Source organism: Candidatus Planktophila lacus (assembly GCF_002288385.1).
GTDB lineage: Bacteria > Actinomycetota > Actinomycetes > Nanopelagicales > Nanopelagicaceae > Planktophila > Planktophila lacus_D.
The window spans coordinates 390485-407999 of sequence record NZ_CP016783.1 but is presented as its reverse complement, the minus strand read 5'-3'; the positions used below and the strand labels follow the sequence as shown (position 1 = coordinate 407999).

Annotated in this window: 20 protein-coding genes; 13 read left to right on the top strand and 7 right to left on the bottom strand. The window is 48.2% G+C overall.

Annotated features, from left to right (window positions below; all coding sequences use genetic code 11):
• Window positions 1–13 precede the first annotated feature (13 nt).
• A complete protein-coding gene (locus A1sIIB60_RS02040) occupies window positions 14–967 on the bottom strand; it encodes an electron transfer flavoprotein subunit alpha/FixB family protein (RefSeq protein WP_095688941.1) in 954 nt (317 codons plus the stop codon).
• A complete protein-coding gene (locus A1sIIB60_RS02035) occupies window positions 964–1746 on the bottom strand; it encodes an electron transfer flavoprotein subunit beta/FixA family protein (RefSeq protein WP_095688940.1) in 783 nt (260 codons plus the stop codon). The genes A1sIIB60_RS02040 and A1sIIB60_RS02035 overlap by 4 nt, the downstream gene beginning before the upstream one ends.
• 130 nt (window positions 1747–1876) lie before the next feature.
• Here A1sIIB60_RS02035 and A1sIIB60_RS02030 point away from each other — a divergent pair, with 130 nt between their 5' ends.
• The 9 genes from A1sIIB60_RS02030 (at window position 1877) to A1sIIB60_RS01990 (ending at window position 12168) form a co-directional block, all read left to right on the top strand.
• On the top strand, window positions 1877–3061 hold the full coding sequence (locus tag A1sIIB60_RS02030) for a glycosyltransferase family 4 protein (protein WP_095688939.1): 1185 nt from the start codon (window positions 1877–1879) through the stop codon (window positions 3059–3061).
• A complete protein-coding gene (locus A1sIIB60_RS02025; protein ID WP_095677194.1) occupies window positions 3058–4203 on the top strand; it encodes a glycosyltransferase in 1146 nt (381 codons plus the stop codon). The genes A1sIIB60_RS02030 and A1sIIB60_RS02025 overlap by 4 nt, the downstream gene beginning before the upstream one ends.
• 2 nt (window positions 4204–4205) lie before the next feature.
• A complete protein-coding gene (locus tag A1sIIB60_RS02020; RefSeq protein ID WP_223298709.1) occupies window positions 4206–5141 on the top strand; it encodes an SGNH/GDSL hydrolase family protein in 936 nt (311 codons plus the stop codon).
• Window positions 5078–7129: a glycogen debranching protein GlgX gene (glgX, locus tag A1sIIB60_RS02015; RefSeq protein WP_223298736.1), complete on the top strand. Its 2052-nt coding sequence runs from the start codon at window positions 5078–5080 to the stop codon at window positions 7127–7129. Before A1sIIB60_RS02020 ends, glgX begins: the two co-directional genes overlap by 64 nt.
• A 72-nt stretch (window positions 7130–7201) precedes the next feature.
• Window positions 7202–8116 carry an ACP S-malonyltransferase gene (locus A1sIIB60_RS02010; protein ID WP_095688937.1) on the top strand — a complete coding sequence of 305 codons (915 nt, stop codon included), beginning with the start codon at window positions 7202–7204 and terminating at the stop codon, window positions 8114–8116.
• A gap of 16 nt (window positions 8117–8132) precedes the next feature.
• Window positions 8133–9155 (top strand): beta-ketoacyl-ACP synthase III, encoded by a 1023-nt coding sequence (locus tag A1sIIB60_RS02005; RefSeq protein ID WP_095688936.1) that lies wholly within the window; start codon window positions 8133–8135, stop codon window positions 9153–9155.
• 117 nt (window positions 9156–9272) lie between these two features.
• A complete protein-coding gene (locus A1sIIB60_RS02000) occupies window positions 9273–9521 on the top strand; it encodes an acyl carrier protein (RefSeq protein ID WP_095670837.1) in 249 nt (82 codons plus the stop codon).
• Window positions 9522–9530: 9 nt separating this feature from the next.
• Entirely contained in the window at window positions 9531–10766 is a 1236-nt protein-coding gene (gene fabF, locus A1sIIB60_RS01995) for a beta-ketoacyl-ACP synthase II (protein WP_095688935.1), read from the top strand.
• 10 nt (window positions 10767–10776) lie between these two features.
• Entirely contained in the window at window positions 10777–12168 is a 1392-nt protein-coding gene (locus A1sIIB60_RS01990) for an acyl-CoA carboxylase subunit beta (RefSeq protein WP_095688934.1), read from the top strand.
• Between the two features lie 3 nt (window positions 12169–12171).
• Here the strand turns inward: A1sIIB60_RS01990 and A1sIIB60_RS01985 are convergent, their stop codons facing one another.
• Genes A1sIIB60_RS01985 through A1sIIB60_RS01975 form a run of 3 tightly spaced genes read right to left on the bottom strand, consistent with a single transcriptional unit; the run spans window position 12172 to window position 14040 of the window.
• Entirely contained in the window at window positions 12172–12714 is a 543-nt protein-coding gene (locus tag A1sIIB60_RS01985) for a cupin domain-containing protein (protein ID WP_095677188.1), read from the bottom strand.
• A 9-nt stretch (window positions 12715–12723) separates the two neighbouring features.
• Window positions 12724–13488 (bottom strand): SIMPL domain-containing protein, encoded by a 765-nt coding sequence (locus A1sIIB60_RS01980; protein ID WP_095677187.1) that lies wholly within the window; start codon window positions 13486–13488, stop codon window positions 12724–12726.
• Window positions 13489–13515: 27 nt separating this feature from the next.
• Window positions 13516–14040, bottom strand: a complete 525-nt coding sequence (locus tag A1sIIB60_RS01975) for a DUF3145 family protein (RefSeq protein ID WP_095677186.1) — start codon at window positions 14038–14040, stop codon at window positions 13516–13518.
• 287 nt (window positions 14041–14327) lie between these two features.
• Between A1sIIB60_RS01975 and A1sIIB60_RS01970 the strand changes: the two genes are divergently transcribed.
• Window positions 14328–14531, top strand: a complete 204-nt coding sequence (locus A1sIIB60_RS01970; RefSeq protein ID WP_017955223.1) for a cold-shock protein — start codon at window positions 14328–14330, stop codon at window positions 14529–14531.
• A gap of 55 nt (window positions 14532–14586) precedes the next feature.
• Here the strand turns inward: A1sIIB60_RS01970 and A1sIIB60_RS01965 are convergent, their stop codons facing one another.
• Window positions 14587–15150 (bottom strand): M23 family metallopeptidase, encoded by a 564-nt coding sequence (locus A1sIIB60_RS01965; protein ID WP_095677841.1) that lies wholly within the window; start codon window positions 15148–15150, stop codon window positions 14587–14589.
• A gap of 20 nt (window positions 15151–15170) precedes the next feature.
• Window positions 15171–16121: a Brp/Blh family beta-carotene 15,15'-dioxygenase gene (locus tag A1sIIB60_RS01960; protein ID WP_095688933.1), complete on the bottom strand. Its 951-nt coding sequence runs from the start codon at window positions 16119–16121 to the stop codon at window positions 15171–15173.
• An 84-nt stretch (window positions 16122–16205) separates the two neighbouring features.
• Between A1sIIB60_RS01960 and A1sIIB60_RS01955 the strand changes: the two genes are divergently transcribed.
• From A1sIIB60_RS01955 to A1sIIB60_RS01945, 3 genes are read left to right on the top strand one after another with little or no spacing between them, the layout of a single operon-like run.
• Window positions 16206–16541, top strand: coding sequence for a lycopene cyclase domain-containing protein (locus A1sIIB60_RS01955; RefSeq protein ID WP_223298707.1), 336 nt, complete (start codon window positions 16206–16208; stop codon window positions 16539–16541).
• Window positions 16538–16882 carry a lycopene cyclase domain-containing protein gene (locus A1sIIB60_RS01950; protein WP_095688932.1) on the top strand — a complete coding sequence of 115 codons (345 nt, stop codon included), beginning with the start codon at window positions 16538–16540 and terminating at the stop codon, window positions 16880–16882. Before A1sIIB60_RS01955 ends, A1sIIB60_RS01950 begins: the two co-directional genes overlap by 4 nt.
• Complete coding sequence (locus A1sIIB60_RS01945; protein ID WP_095688931.1) at window positions 16879–17505, top strand: HAD-IA family hydrolase; 627 nt, start codon at window positions 16879–16881, stop codon at window positions 17503–17505. The genes A1sIIB60_RS01950 and A1sIIB60_RS01945 overlap by 4 nt, the downstream gene beginning before the upstream one ends.
• Window positions 17506–17515 lie beyond the last annotated feature (10 nt).

Sequence of the window (17515 nt, the reverse complement as noted above, 5' to 3'; positions counted from 1 at the left end):
TTGACGACGGTAATTAACCCTTTTTCGCTGAGATGCCCTGCGTAGCCTGCGGCAAGACGTTAAAGAGATCGCCGATAACGCCGAAATCTGCGATATCAAAGAGCGGTGCTTCAGGATCTTTATTTACAACGACTATTGTCTTAGATGTCTGCATACCCGCGCGGTGTTGGATCGCACCGGAAATTCCGCAAGCAACATATAACTGTGGGCTAACGCTCTTGCCGGTCTGTCCGACTTGATGTGAATGTGGATACCAACCGGCATCAGTTGCCGCACGTGATGCACCAACTGCGGCGCCGAGTTCGTCGGCGAATTTTTCAACCGCTGCGAAATCTCCATTTGTACCGCGACCACCTGAAACAACGATATTTGCTTCAGTTAACTCAGGACGTCCACCTTTAACCGGAGGTTGTGAAGAAGAGATCTTTGATTTCTTCGCCGCATCTGAAATCGCAACAGTTGCGTTTTCGATCGCGGGTGTTGCAGCAGTTAGATCTGCTTCCACGCTATTTGGGCGAACGGTAATGATTGGTGTTCCGTGAGAAACCTTTGAGTGAACTGTTGTTGAACCGCCGAATACCAACTGTGTTGCAGTGGCATCTGCTGAGACATCCACTGCATCTGTGATGATGCCGGATTCATTAAGTACTGCAACGCGGGCAGCGACTTCTTTACCGAAGGCATGAGATGCAATCAGAACCGCAGTTGGGGAGTTCTCTTTGATCAAGTTTGCTAGAGCATCGGCAGATGCAGCAACGCCAAATTGTGCAAAGTCATCTGATTCAACAACCAAGACGTTGGCGATCGGACCTTGATTTACAGTTGCAGCAAGCGCTGCCCCTTTACCTGCGGCAGCAAGAACAACTGCTGTTACTGAACCAATACGCGCTCCAGCAGTTGCTAGCTCTGCCGTTGTTTTGCTCGCCTTTTCACCTGAAAAATCAGCGAGGATAAATACTTTGCTCATATCAACTTCTTCTCTGCTAGGAAGTTAACTAGCGCTTCTCCGCCGCTACCTTCATCGGTTACTTTCAAACCTGCAGCGCGTGGTGGGCGCGGGGTTGCATCGTTTACTTGTGACCAAGCGTTTTGTGCACTGGCGCCAACTGCTGCTAAATCTTTCTGTTCAATCGTCTTCTTCTTCGCTGCCATGATTCCTTTAAATGATGGGTAACGTGGTTCGTTGATCTTCTCAACAACGCTAATCACGCAAGGAAATGCCGCAGAGATTTCATCAACGCCAGCTTCTGTAACGCGGGTAATTGCAACTGTTCCTGCAGGATCAACGGTTACCTTGGAAGCAAAAGTTAACTGCGCCCAACCTAGGCGAGCGCTGATCATCGCTGGTACAACGCTCATGCGCGCATCAGTTGATTCAGTTCCACAAATTACTAAGTCATAGCCGCCATCTGAAATCACTTTGGCGAGAACTGCAGATGTTGAAAGCGCATCTGCACCGGCGAGCGCGCCATCAGTTACCAAGATTGCATCGTTTGCACCCATGGAAAGCGCTTTGCGAACTGCTTCAGTTGCGCGCTCTGGCCCCATCGAAATCACCGTGACGGTATTTGCGCCGCCTTCTTCATTGCCGCCATGAGCTTCTGCGATACGCAACGCTTCTTCAACGGCATATTCATCAAGATCATTAAGTACTGCATCAACGCTTTCGCGATCGAGTACTCCATTGACCATCTTCTTCTCGGCCCATGAATCTGGAACCTGCTTTACGCATACGGCGATCTTCATAGCGCAGATGTTACCGACCAGTAGCCTTTTCCGCTAGGGCAAAACCCTCAACCAATACTTCATCTTTCCTTTGCCAACACTTAACCTCACAGGTTCCATTAAGTTGGTTTTAACCTTCAACCTGTGAACCATGTTGGATTTTAGAGAGGCGTTGGAAGTTAAAGACGCCAACCCGCTACGAATACTTGTCGTAACAGAGGCCTTTCTCCCCCAAGTAAATGGCGTGACCAACTCAGTACTTCGCCTTCTTGAATTCTGCAGATCACAGGGACATCAAGTGCTGGTAATTGCACCTGAGAGCGAGAACGCGCCCAAGGAATATTGCGGATACAAAATCAAGCACGTTCCAAGTATCGATATGAAGAAGTTGATTCCGATGGGACTTCCGCAGCGAACTCTCGAACCATTTATCGAAGGCTTTGCACCAGATGTAATCCATCTAGCTTCACCAATCTTCTTAGGCCATTACGTTGCACGGTTAGCCAAGAAGGCCGGCATACCAACTGTTTCGGTTTATCAAACTGATATCGCAGGCTTTGCTCGTCATTACGGTTTAACAATTGCGCATGCAACTCTAAAACGCTGGGTCGCACGAATTCACTCGACTACCGATCTCACTCTTGCTCCTTCATCCTGGGCCTGCCGCGATCTTGAAAACTCTGGCGTTAAAAATATAAAACTCTGGCAGCGTGGAGTAAACATTGAGAACTTCCAACCAGCAAAATTTGATGCAGATTTCCGTAGCGAACTTTTAACAACCCGCGGTAGAAAGCCTTCACCTAAATATCTAGTTGGTTATGTGGGCCGTCTTGCAAACGAGAAGCGAGTAAGTGATCTAGAAGTTATCGATCGTCACCCAGATTTCCAATTGGTAATTGTGGGCGATGGACCTGCGCGATCTAAATTAGAGAACGATCTTCCCAACGCAATCTTTGTGGGATATCAATCTGGTGCAGAACTGGCGCGGTATGTGGCAGCACTTGATGTTTTTGTTCATACCGGCAAACACGAAACTTTCTGCCAGGCGATTCAAGAATCACTCGCCTCAGGAACAGTGGTCGTAGGCCCCGATACCGGTGGCCCTACAGATCTGATTGAGCACGGGAAAACCGGGCTTTTAATCGACACGGCAAACTCACATGAACTCTTGGAATCTGTCTTCACTCTTGCCGAGCATCCAGCGCGGGACCTAATGGAAGAAGCTGCACGTAAATCCGTAGAACATCGAACATGGGATCAGATAAATGAAGAACTTATTAAGCGCTATCGAGAAACTATCCGCTTTGTTGCATCACAGAAAGATCTGGTCGCATGAAAATTATCCACATCGCCAATTTCTATGGCCCTAAGTCCGGTGGCATAAAGACCACGCTTCATAATCTCGGCACTGGATATACAAGCCAGGGCCATGAATTTACCTACATAGTTCCAGGCGCTGGTCTGCATCATGAAAAGACGCCACACGGCACCAGAATTACAGTTCCATCTTTACTTATTCCATTTACGGGTGGATACCGCATCATCAAATCAAATCGTCAGATCAGAAATATGTTGCTTGCGCTTTCACCTGATCGCATCGAAGTATCTGATCGATTTACCCTTTCCAGCGTTGGGCGATGGGCGAAGTCACGCAAGATCACAACTTTGGTATTTAGCCACGAAACTTTGCGCGGGTTGATCAAGACTTATCTACCATTTTCAGCCAAGAAGTTCGTTGCCTGGCATAACCAACGGCTTGCCAAATCATTTGACTATGTAATTGCCACAACTAAATTTGCATCTTCAGAATTTCTTGCCATAGGAACTAAGAACTTGATTCAAGTTCCCTTGGGCGTTGATCTTAAGACTTTCTCACCAAAGAACCGCGATCTTGAGTTACGCACCAAACTTTTAAAGGGTGGCGAAATACTTCTCGTTCATTGCGGAAGACTTTCACCAGAGAAGAAGCCAGAGCGATCAATCCAAGCCCTGCGCGAGTTGTTAAAGCGCGGAGTTAATGCGCGTCTAATCTATGTTGGAACTGGGCCGCTACATAAGAAACTTTACGAATCTTCCCGCGATATTCCTGTAACTTTTCTTGGCTATATCTCTGATAAGAAGTATCTCGCATCGGTTGTCGCTTCAGCCGATATCTCAATTGCACCTGGACCAATCGAGACTTTCTGCTTATCGGCCCTTGAATCTTTAGCCAGCGGAACACCGGTTGTTGCCTCAGAAACAAGTGCGGTCGGTGAATTCCTTCTCGTTGATTCTTCAGATTTTGTTGGGCAAGTGGCGGCAAATAACGGTTCTGACTTTGCTGACGCGATCGAAACGCTAATTGGTAAGTTGAAGACAGATAACACTTTGCGCAGTCGTTGCCATCACCAGGCCGAGAACTTCCCTTGGTCCTCAACTATCTCGCAGATGCTTTCACTCGGTAAGAAGCCAAACCTCCAAGTTCTGAGAGCGGCTTAACTATGAGCGCGCCGCTTACCTTTGCTGTGATCGGCGATAGCGCGGCATCCGGTGTTGGAGATTCTGACGGCCATGGTAACAACCTAGGCTGGAGTTATCACCTAGCTAAATCATTTCAAGAACCGCTGATCTTTATCAATGCATCTCGCCCGGGTGCAAGGTCAGCTGAAGTATTGGAAGAGCAACTTCCAAAAATTTTGCTCCATAACCCGGATTTAGTAGCAGTTGTTGTAGGTGGCAATGATCTTTTGCGCAGCAACTTCAACCCACAGAAGTTTGCAGAGAACTTGCGAAAGACTTTGCTAGAACTTGTATCTAGAGGTTGCACGATTATGTTGCTTGAACTTCATGATCCAACCAAGATCGTGCCTATGCCATATCTAATTGGGCGAATCTGCCGTCGCAGAGTTGCCGCGGTAAATGCATCTACAAGAGCCCTTGGCAAAACTTTTGGAGCAGTACTGATGGAGACTCGCTCGTTGCAGGATATTTATGCGCGCGAGAAATGGCACGTAGATCGTATGCATCCCAGCAAATTAGGCCATCAATTTATCGCTGCACAATATGCCAACCTCTTAACTCATCGTGGTTATGAGATCGGTGAAGTAAAGATCGATCCCGTAAATAACCGGAGCCGTCGCGATTCAATTATCTGGATGTTGAGGAATGGCACTCCATGGTTTTTAAAGCGCAGCGTCGATCTGCTACCTGGGCTTATTTTGCTGAGCGCTGCTGAGCTAATCTTCATAATTCGCCAGAAATTTGCAGGTCTAGTTTCCCAATTTAAAGGCTTGCAGGGCAAGATAAGTCCATGCTCCCAGCCGACCCTCTCACCCTCGGCGCCACACTTACAGATGGTGGAGCAAACTTTGCAATCTGGTCTAACGCCGCAGATGCCATCGAGCTCTGCCTCTTCAATGAGGCCAATGGCAAGTTAGTTGAAACTCGCTTTGCGATGTCACATCGCAATGGCCCGATCTGGCACGGGTACTTAGCGGGAGTAAAGGCCGGCCAGCGTTATGGCTATCGCGTCTACGGCCCATGGCAACCTGAAAATGGTGTGCGCTTTAACGCGGCAAAACTATTGATCGATCCTTACACCCATCAACTAGATGGCCAATTGGAATATGTCCCTGAAATTTATGGACATGTCGCAAGTGACGCAGTCGGAAGCGGCGATAACACGGTGCGCGATGATCGCGATAGCGCAGGCTCTGTTCCTTACTCCGTCGTTACAAACCATCCGGTGCGCGAGATACATCGTCCGCTTGTTCCTTGGGCAAACACTCTAATTTACGAAGCACATGTTCAAGGTTTGACTGCAAAGAATGAAGAGATTCCCGCCAACGAACGCGGTACATATAAAGCACTTGGCCATCCCAGCACGATTGCGCATCTAAAGAAATTAGGCGTTACCGCACTTGAACTTCTGCCAATTCATTCTTATCTAACCGAACCATCAATCTGGGACCGTGGCCGCAAAAACCATTGGGGCTATAACGCAATTGCCTTTAGCGCACCGCATGGCGCATACGCGGCAACAGCAGATCCGATTTCAGAGTTACAAGAAGCTGTTGATCGCTTACATGAGAACGATATTGAGGTAATTCTCGATGTCGTTTACAACCACACCGCTGAAGGTGGAGTCGGTGGACCAACGTTATCTTTTAAAGGTATCGACAATAAAGCTTGGTATCGCCAAGATGGCCAAGGCAATTACATCGATGTCACCGGATGCGGAAATACCTTAGCCAGCAGTAATCCACATGCGGTGCGACATATTGTTGATTCACTTCGTTGGTGGGTTGAAGTAATTGGCGTAGATGGCTTTCGATTTGATTTAGCAGCAGCGTTGTACACCAGCCACAGCGCATTTAACTCATCGCTGATGTCGGCTATCGAAGCAGATTCAGTTTTACGTAACTTTAAGATGATCGCTGAGCCTTGGGATGTAACTCGCTATTCGCTAGGTGATTTCCCGCATCCGTGGCGCGAGTGGAACGATGCTTATCGCGACTCGGTACGTCAATTCTGGTTAGGTGATTTAGCGCGCGGTTACGGCGAAGGCGTTGCTGATATTGCATCGCGCATCAGTGGCTCAAGCGATATTTTCTATTATCGCGGGCCAACTTCATCAATTAACTTCATCACCGCACATGATGGCTTTACCTTGGCCGACTTAGTTATGTACCAAGATAAACATAATGGCCCGAATCAAGAAGATAGCAAAGATGGCCATAACGACAACCGCTCTTGGAATCTCGGCGTTGAAGGTCCTAGCAATGATCCTTTGGTTAAAGCTCACCGTCATCAATTGAAGAAATCAATGATGGCAACGCTGCTTCTCTCTTCAGGTGTGCCGATGATGACTATGGGCGATGAAATTGGTCGTACTCAAAACGGTTCAAATAATGGTTACTCATTGCCACGAGATATGAACCCGCTTATGGAAGATAGCGAAGCAAACTTCCTGGGTGGTTGGGCAAATAAGTGGAAGTTAAATGAAGAAGAATCTGATCTCTTTGATGCAGTCTCTGAACTTGCCCATATTCGTAAGCAGTACCTAGAAGGTGTGGCACACGAATTCTTTACCGGCACAGTTGATGCCGGAACAAAACGAAAAGATATTGCGTGGTTCTCACTTGGCGGTCATGAGATGCATGAAGACCACTGGCAAGATGGCGAAAAGCGCAGCCTGACAGTATTTATTGAAGCTGGTTCAGAGCGCGGTTTGCTGTTACTGCTTAACTCTTCTAAATCAGAGACACCATTTACCTTGCCCGATGAAAACTGGGGACACTCATTCCGCAGAATCTTCGATGCCGCAACACCAGTGCAAACACACGAACCGATCATTCGTCCGCCCGCCAGCAAAGTAGATGTGGCGGCGCATTGTGCGCAGGTGTGGCTAGTAACACGCAATTAATTTTGTAATTAACCGCGCTAGAAATGCGCAGGTACTAGGTAGTAAACATCACGCTCACCTAAAATCTGAACCATGCTCGCATTAGTTGCACCAGGTCAAGGCGCCCAGACTCCAGGAATGCTGGAGCCATGGATACAAGATCCTGCCGCCAAGCTCCTTGTGCAGCAGTGGTCACACGAAATAGGACTTGATCTAGTTCGCTTAGGCACAACCGCTGATGCCGAAGAAATTAAAGACACCGCAAATGCCCAACCGTTAATTGTTGCTGCTGGTTTACTTGGTGCTCGGGCACTCAATAAAGAAAATAACCTTGCATTTGTCGCAGGTCATTCAGTAGGTGAAATCACCGCTGCTGCCCTAGCAGGAGTTATTAACGACCTGGATGCGATGAAGTTGGTACGTGCTCGTGGAATTGAAATGGCAAAAGCCGCTGCAATTAAACCGGCTGGGATGGCGGCGGTCTTAGGTGGAGATCGTGAAGTCGTACTTCGTGCAATTGCAGATCTTGGATTGGTCGCGGCAAACGATAACGGCGCTGGACAAATTGTTGCTGCGGGAGATTTAGATGCGCTTTCGCAGTTAGCACCCGAAGGCGCACGTGTGCGCGCTCTTGCTGTCGCTGGGGCATTTCACACTTCCTATATGGAACCTGCGGTTGCACCGCTTCGCGCACTTGCTGCTTCACTTGAGGTGCAAGATCCAAAGTGTGGCGTTATTTCTAATAAAGATGGTGCGGTAATTCGCAATGGACGTGAAATCTTAGATCGCATCGTTGCGCAGATCTCTAACCCAGTTCGTTGGGATCTCTGTATGACAACGCTCACCGAGAACGTATCCGGTGCGCTAGAAGTTCCACCTGCTGGAACTCTGGTTGGCTTGTTAAAGCGTGCGGCGCCAATTGTTGAAACCTTTGCGCTCAAGGCAGTTGCTGATCTTGCGTTAGCCGATGAATTTGCACTGCGACATAACCAAGAAGTAAGTAATTAAGAGTTAAGGTAGAGCGATGGCGATCAAAGTAAAAACTGGTAGCGAGAGCACAATTTTATCGGTCGGTGCTTATCGCCCATCTCGCCTTGTTCCAAATTCGGAGATCGTAGATTTAATTGATTCCAGTGATGAATGGATTGTGCAGCGCACCGGAATTGAATCTCGTCGCTTTGCTAGCGCAGATGAATCAGTTGTCGATATGGCGATCGGCGCAGCAGAACAAGCGCTAACTCGTGCCAAACTGACAATCAAAGATATTGATACCGTCGTTGTGGCAACTATTACTTATCCGCACCAAGCACCATCTGCAGCAACTGCAGTTATTCAGCGAATGGGGAATCCAACTGCGGCTGCGCTCGACATTAGCGCTGCCTGCGCAGGGTTCTGTTACGGGGTAGCCATGGCACACGACATGGTGCGCGCCGGTAGCGCGACGAAAGTTCTCGTAATCGGTGTAGAAAAGATTTCGGATTTCACCGACCCAACTGATCGCGCAACGGCATTTATCTTCGCCGATGGCGCTGGCGCCGTCGTGATTGGTGAATCAACTGAACCAGGAATTGGCCCAGTTGAATGGGGATCTGACTCGGAAAATCGCGATGCCATCTTGATGAATCCATCATGGATTGACGTTCGCAACACTGAAACTCAATTAACTAAGGCAGATGTTAAGTGGCCGAATATCACGCAAGAAGGTCAGAAGGTTTTCCGCTGGGCCGTGTTCTCAATGAGTAAGGCAGCGCTTAAGGCACTTGATTCAGCCGGCTTATCGGTAAACGAGATTGATGCATTTATTCCACACCAAGCAAATGTGCGCATCATCGAAACTATGGCGAAAGAGATGAAGTTGCCAGAGTCAGTTGTGATTGCAGATGACATTCGCACAAATGGAAATACCTCTGCCGCATCAATCCCCCTTGCGATGGATGCGCTCCTGGCAAAACACCCCGAACTTCACGGCAAGATTGCGCTCTTAATCGGATATGGCGCAGGTCTCGTTTACGCGGGGCAAGTTGTGAAATTACCCCCTAAACCATAATTTTCTGGCGATAAGCCTTCGAATTACTAGGAAGTAGCGCATCTAATCAGAGAGAATTACAACCTGTTGGACTCGGATGAGAAAAGCAAGAATTAATAAAAGAAAAGGAATAAACAAATGGCACTTTTAGCCGCAGATGTACTTGCAGGAATCAAAGAGATCGTTGAAGAAGTTGCTGGTATTCCAGCTGCATCAATCGAACTCGATAAAAACTTCACTGACGACCTAGAAGTAGATTCACTTAGCATGGTCGAAGTTGTAGTTGCCTGCGAAGAGCGCTTTGGCGTGAAGATTCCTGACGAGAAGGTAACTGATCTTGCAACAGTAGGAGATGCAGTTAACTTCATCGTTAGCGCTGCCGTATAAGTAGTTTAAATGTCTCAACGTCGCGTAGTCGTCACAGGTCTTGGTGCAACTACTCCACTTGGTGGAGATGTTGCATCGACTTGGGCTGCACTAATCGCCGGTAAGAGCGGAGTCCGTCTTCTAACTGAAGATTGGCGCGAACTCTTGCCTGTGCACTTCGCAGCGCGCGTTGATACAGAACCTGCCGATCAGATGGAGCGCGTTGAGATGCGCCGCCTTGATCGCTCAGAACAATTTGCTCTAGTTGCATCCCGTGAAGCCTGGAAAGATGCAGGTACACCAGATGTTGATAAGGAAAGACTCGGCGTCGTAATCGCTTCCGGTATTGGTGGCGTTATTACCTTGCTAGATCAATTCGATAATTTGAAAGAGAAAGGCGCACGCGGAGTCAGTCCTCACACTGTTCCGATGTTGATGCCCAATGGACCTGCTGCAAACGTTGGTCTAGAACTGCAAGCCCGCGCCGGAGTCCACACACCGGTAAGCGCATGTGCATCAGGTGCTGAAGCAATTGGTTATGCACTTGAAATGATCCGCTCAAATCGCGCCGATGTAATTGTTAGCGGCGGCGTTGAAGCAGCAATTCACCAACTTCCGATGGCCGGCTTTGCTGCAATGAAGGCGCTTTCTACCCGCAACGATGCGCCAGAGCGCGCATCACGTCCTTACGATGCTGACCGTGATGGTTTTGTACTCGGTGAAGGCGGCGGAATATTAGTTCTTGAAGAGTACGAGCACGCTAAAGCACGTGGCGCCAAGATTTACTGCGAACTAGTTGGCCAAGGGCTTTCCTCAGATGGTTATCACATCGCAGCTCCGGACCCAGATGGTTCAGGTGTGCAGCGCGCAATTAAATTTGCGCTACAAGATGCCAAGCTTTCAATAAAAGATATTGTTCACTTAAACGCTCATGCGACTTCAACTCCAGCAGGCGATGTTGCTGAAGCAAATGCGTTGCGCTTAGCACTCGGCGTCGACGCAGACCACGTTGCAGTATCTGCAACTAAATCAATGACCGGACATCTACTTGGTGGCGCAGGTGCAATTGAATCTGTATTCATTGTTAAGGCGCTACAAGAACGTCTTGCTCCTCCAACAATTAATATTGAGAATTTAGATCCTGCAGTGACTATCGATGTGGTGCGCGACACTCCACGCTCATTGCCTGCTGGACAAATCGCGGCGCTCAATGATTCCTTTGGTTTTGGCGGCCACAACGTTGTATTGGCTTTCGCAACTCTATAAACTGATTTTTATGGTCCACAAAGAGGTCGACCCGCGCGATCCCGAATTAAGAATTCAACGTTTACTCGATCCAGGTAGCGTATCTCTACTCGTTGAACGCACCGATTGCGGAATGATCGCAGCAACTGGCGCAATTAAAGGAAATCGCGTTGTTGTCTTTGCATCTGATGCCACAATTAAAAGCGGTGCCCTTGGGGTCGCAGGTTCAAAGGTAATTGTTGAAGCATATAAAGAAGCGATGGCTAAGCAGCTTCCCATCATCGGTATCTGGCACTCAGGTGGTGCGCGTTTAAGTGATGGCGTTTCTTCCCTTGATGCTTTCGGTGAAGTTTTTCAATCAATGATTTTGGCAAGCGGTCGCATCCCACAGCTATCTCTAGTTCTTGGACCAACTGCTGGTGGCGGTGCTTACGGGCCAGCACTTACCGACATCGTTGTCCTCGCACCCGAAGGTCGAATCTTTGTTACCGGCCCCGACGTTGTTAAATCTGTGACAGGTGAAGATGTGGATATGGCTTCCCTTGGCGGCCCAGAGGCACACAGTAAAAATAGCGGCGTTGCACATGTGATCGCATCATCGGAAGATGAAGCGTTCGCTGAAATTCGCGATGTGACATCACTTTTTGCAAATCAAGGCCATATGGATACAGATATTCCCGACTTAGATCTTTCAACCTTCGTTCCGCCTGTAAGCAAGCGTAGTTACGAAGTTCATCCACTTATTGATGCGATCTTGGATAAAGATGGCGAGAAGTTAGAGCTGCTGCCAGTTTGGGCCGAAAATATGACAACGGTGCTGGGTCGCTTTGGCGGGCGCAGCGTTGGCGTTATTGCAAATAATCCGGCACATATTGGTGGTGTTTTAGATTCAGCAGCTGGCGAGAAAGCAGCGCGCTTTGTGCGCACTTGTGATGCCTTTGGAATTCCGCTAATTGTTATCGCAGACGTTACTGGCTTTCTTCCTGGCGCTGGCCAAGAGTGGGAAGGTGCGGTGCGTCGTGGCGCTAAGTTATTGCACGCCTTTGGTGAAGCAGTTGTACCGCGCGTAACTTTGATAACACGTCGCGCATACGGCGGAGCATTTGTGGCGATGAACGCTAAATCACTTGGTGCAACGCGAGTATTTGCTTGGCCTAACGCAGAGGTTTCGGTGATGGGCGCAGTTGCTGCAGTGCGCGTACTGCATCGTCGGATACTTGCTGACCTTGCACCTGAACAACGTGAGGCGATGGAGTTAGAACTTGCTGCAGAACACGACAAGATTTCTGGTGGAGTTGCCCGCGCTGTTGAAATCGGTGCGGTTGATGAAATTATCGATCCGAAAGTTACAAGATCTGCACTTGCTAGAACTATTGCTGCTGCGCCACATCGCCGCGGTGCCCACGGAAATATCCCGCTTTAACAACTAGCTTTTAAATCGCTCGTTTACGTAATCTGCAGGTAGCGAAGTTTCATGTCCATCAGTAACGCCCATTCGTTCGATGATTTCTTCGTAACCCGCATACTTTCCGCGGAGCTCAGATTTAGTTGTACCTTTAAAACAAGTTGCGGTAAATCCTGGCGACATAGTGCAGGCAAAGAGTGACCATGTGCCACCAGGTGCGACTTCACCGGCTTGGATAACTCCAGCCTTGATGGTGTGCTGCATAACTTGTCCTGCAGCGATATCGCGTCCCAATAAAATTGTGCGCGCTGTTCCGTCAGGATGAAATTCGTAAAGCGCAACAGGATCGCCTTCATAGAAATGCCAGACTTCATCCAAAGTAAGAACGTGTGCAGTAGAAGCACTGCGCGGCGCAGATAAATAAAGACCTAAGCCTGCAGTGCCAGCGGGACCGCCTTCGGCGGTCTTAGCATCAGAGATATAGGTATTGATGAAGTAAGTCTCTTCAACCGGCAAGGGCTTCATGCCGAAATAGGCAATTAACTCTTCCGGACGTGAGGCCATGAAAAAACTTTAGTCGTTATTTACCGTAAAGGTAACCGAGACAGTCGATGTAACAGTCTTTTTAATCGTTGTAGTGTCATAAGCGCCACCATCGGAAGTCATAGTCGAATCTGGCGTTGTCACCTGAAATACACCGCTCTTTACACCTGTGACTACGCCGACGTGACTGCCCACGGCTTTGGTGATCGCATCAGCGCGCACCTTGGCATCTTTCATTGCCTCTTCCAATAACTGCGGGCGAAGTTCAGCCAAAGTTGAGATGTAATACTGCGGACCGTAGTTATTTACATTTACACCTGATTGCAAAATGCTTCCGATACCTTGAGAAAGTTTAGAGACCAACTCAACATCTTTGGTGCGCACCGTTACATCGCGACTAGCGCGGTAGTTAAGGATGCGACCAGTCGAATTTCCGTTGACCCATTCTTCTTGGCCATAAGTTGAAACTGGTCCCAGAGTTAGAGCCTCTGATGGGATTCCGCCATCAGTTAAATACTTAGTGACTGCTTCAACATCGCTGCCGACCTTTGAAACTGCATCCGCAACCTTAGGACGAGATAGCGAGACAGAGAGAGTCCATACCGCGTTATCGGCGACGGCTTCAGTGCGCGCCGAACCAGTTACAACTATTCCGCTATCAGTGCGCGCAGAAATGCCCCAACCGATCTTCACCAATCCCCCGAATAAAGCAACGGCGAGGATTAATACAGATGCAAATAAAGCGATCGCTTTACGGCGTTCGATTTGGATAATTGGGCTCTCTGGGATTGTCATGGTCTAAGTATATCTATTTCAAATTCTTTAGATCGCCCGGAGTTGAATTATCTGATCGATTTCGACTTCTCTAAATGGGGCTAACTCTCTTTCCCATTGATTTCCCAGAATTTCATCGATCGCATCGCGAATCGAAAGATCGTCAAAGCCTTTGGCGAGCGCTTCCGTAATTTGATGTTCGGTCAAAACAATATTGCCAAGTCCATCAATACTTGCGCGATGAATTCCGAGCTCGGGAGTTGATCGATAGAACTCTCCCCCGAGTTCGGATTCTTCGCGAACTTCAAATCTCAAGTAGTGCCAGCCACGAAGTGCAGATGCAATCTTCGCAGCGCTTCCTCGCACATCTCGAAATTCAACAGTTGTTCTATATGTTCCTGGTGCACATGGTTGATCACGCCATTGCAAAGTTAGCCAAGTACCTAAGATTGATTGCAAGCCCCATTCGATGTGTGGGCGTAGCGCATTAGGTGCGCTATGTATGACAAGTAAACCGGCGACAGATTCCTTTAAACGGTCTCTGTTCTGGCCAGATGGATTTAGCTCTTGCATTCTGCAAACTCCTAGTAAGTACCTAGCAAGACCGCGCTATGCGACCTTCCCCAGCGGCATAAACGCTTGCTATTTACTATCTAGATACCCAATTTTGCTCCCTTTAGGCGTAACTGTCTAGACCACAGTTAGGTGTACTCGTGTGTAGGCAGTACCCTTTTCCTTAGTCGGACGCTTAATCAGGACCCGTTTCATGGCAGTAGTGCTTTGCTCGGTATCGCTGGCGCAAGAGGAAGACCGTGTTTGAGGATTTCTTAAACACCCACATATCGAAGGAAAAGTAAAACATGGCAACAGGTACAGTTAAGTGGTTCAACTCTGAAAAGGGTTTCGGTTTCATTGCAGTTGATGGTGGCGGACAAGATGTATTCGTTCACTACTCAGCAATCCAAGGAAACGGTTACAAGTCCCTTGAAGAGGGTCAGTCAGTTTCATTCGAGGTCGTACAGGGTCCAAAGGGTCCTCAGGCCGATGCAGTGAACGCTAACTAATAACACTTAGTTTACTAAAATCCCCCATCGCGAAAGCGGTGGGGGATTTTTTTATTTACTTCTTAGGAAGTGGTGGAATCTCACCGTTCTTAACAAGCGCCGCAGCAACTGCCTTAGCCGGCGATAAATCTTTTCCAGCTTTCCAGGCATCTAAATATTTCCAAGGCGCAACAACTCCGCGACGTACCCACCAGACATTCGGCTCACTTGGCGTTGGCCAAGAGATTCCAAAGTGAAGGTGTGGTGATGTTCCACGTGCGCTACCAGTTGAGCCAACTCTTCCCAGAATTTGCCCAGCTTTCACAGTAAGGCCCGGTTGAATCGATGCGACAACCGAAGTTAAGTGCGAGCCGTAATAACGAACGCCGTCTTCACCAATTACAGATACATATAAACCACCGCGATCAATACCCAGGTTGGTTTTACCACTCCAGTTGTCAACGCGATTAACTTCATCGATGACGCCATTTACTGGCGAGACGAATTTGCAACCTTTCTTGGCTTCAATATCATTTGCTGCATAGTCGTGATGGGCCTTTACATATTTAACCGCACAATCTGCAACTGGGAAAATGTAATTTGGCGCAGCGTTTGCCGGGGCTGCAGAGATAAAGACCATCGCTAGCGCAATCAGTAACTTCAATTTAAAGCCTTTCGATCAAGTCGCGCTGTTACCGCCATATGCGGAACAGTTAAAGCCCAAACAACAACGAGTGATACCCATAAGAATTGATCATCGAGCGAGTCACCACGAAGCAGAACTATCAACGCTGCGATGATAAATGTGCCCAAGAGCGCTGGAGTACCTGGCAATACTGCACGAATAAATGCGCGTTTAGCGCTGCCGTTGGTAAACGCCTCCTGTGAAGATGGCAAAGTCAAAGTCAATCGTGCTGTGTGGCGCATGGCATGCCAGCATCCGAAATAAACTGCAAAGGCAACCAATGGTGGTGCGGTAACTGCCAATAAATAAAGCAGAACTAAATCAATCGCTTCACCATCGCGGCGGCGTTGTACTAAGCGAAGAAGAGCGAATGCGGTTATCAGCATTACCCAGAGCAGCAAGTCGTTATTCAAACCTTGATGCCAATTAACCAGCGCTGGGTTTACCTTTTCAAGCGCCGAAGTGCTCTTATCGCTAACTAACGGAATAACTACAGGAAGGGTTCCGGCAGCTGTTGCATATAGATATTTCTGAAAGCGCTTCTTCTCTTCGCCGCGGCGATCAATCTCTGAGATAAATGCCGCATCACCAATACCAAAGTGCACTGCGCTCATAACTACAACCAGAATAAATCCGACGACGTTCCATGTAAGGAGCGCTATGACAGCAAGCACTGCTACTGCCACATAGAGCGTTATGAAGAGCGCCATCTTCTTAAAGTTGCTGCGCGGCAAGGTGACCAAATGATCGAGCGCCCCATGTGGAATTCCTATCGCTAGGGCGATGAGAGCGATGAGAACCTGCCAGGTAATCTCTGACTCTTCAATAATCCGTGCAAAGGCGAAAGAGAGAACGATTGCGACGCCAACGGCGTAACGCGAATATTTTCGAACTTTTAGAAGAAGGTCGAGCTCTATTTCACGCATCGTCGGCCCCTTCCTGTGAGTTATATCTGTAACACTACCAAAGCGTGCCCGGTGATTTCGGTTTCTACATGAGAAGATCTACCCGTGCAAAAGTGGAGTTACATGGCGATGCTCATCTTTACTGTTTGCGGATCCTTCTGGTTAGAGATCGCGCTTAAAGTTGGTGTCCTTCGCCGAATTAAAAGAGTAATCCTCAGTGTTCTCCCAATTAGTTCATTGTTTTTATTGTGGGATGCATATGCAATTTCAAAGGGGCACTGGTTCTTTGATCGCGATCAGATGCTCGGCATCGTTGGTCCACTAAACATTCCACTCGAGGAGTACCTCTTCTTTATCGTTATTCCGATGGCTGCAATCATGACTATTGAAGGTGTAACAACGGTGAAACCTCACTGGCGCAAAGATGAGTTCGGTAAATGAACTACAGCGATATTGCGATAACCGCCTTTGCTGTCGCCGTGATGGCAGATCTCTTCCTCTTTAAAAACTCACTTCTTACTCGCCCAGCATTCTGGACAAGCTATGCAATCATCCTGCCCTTTCAATTCTTAACAAATTGGTGGCTCACATCGCGCAACATCGTTATGTATAGCCCTGATGCAATCGTTGGGCTTCGTATCTTTTCCGCACCTGCCGAAGATCTACTATTTGGATTCGCTCTTTTACTTGGAACGATGGATATGTGGGAGTTCTGGGGCCGTCGCGGCATGCAACAAGATCCACGCCCTAATAAGAAAAATAAGAGCGAGCCAAGTAATTGAGCCAAATTGGATTTCTCTTTGATCTAGATGGCACCTTGGTTAACTCCCAAGAAGCAGTCATGAACTCTTGGATCACCATGGCCAATGAAGCTGGTATTCCATTGCAAGCACTTGCGGGCCATCATGGTGTTCCGGCCGAACAAACCTTAAGGAAAGTCTTGGCCGCTCGCGAAGAAGCCGAGATCCAAAAATGGATTCGCCGGGTTACCGATCTAGAAATTGCAGATATCGATGGAGTACATGCCGTACCAGGTGCACTTGAACTACTTGCCGAATTAAATGATCGTGAGATTCCTTGGACGATCGTTACCTCTTGCACAACTGATTTAGCAATTGCCCGTACTCGTGCAGGAAAGATTCCGATGCCTGCTAATTCAGTAACCTTTGATCAAGTAACTCGCGGAAAACCTTTCCCAGAACCATTTATTCTCGGCGCTGAAAGATTAGGTCTTCCAACAAATATTTGCTGGGCGATTGAAGATGCACCCGGTGGAGTTACATCAGCAAAAGGCGCTGGTTGCACTGTTGCTGGCGTACTAACTACGCATACCCGCGAAGAACTTCCGCATGCTGATCATCATTTAGAACACTTAAACGAACTACTCGGCAAAGCCGGCCTCTAAGTACAGTAAA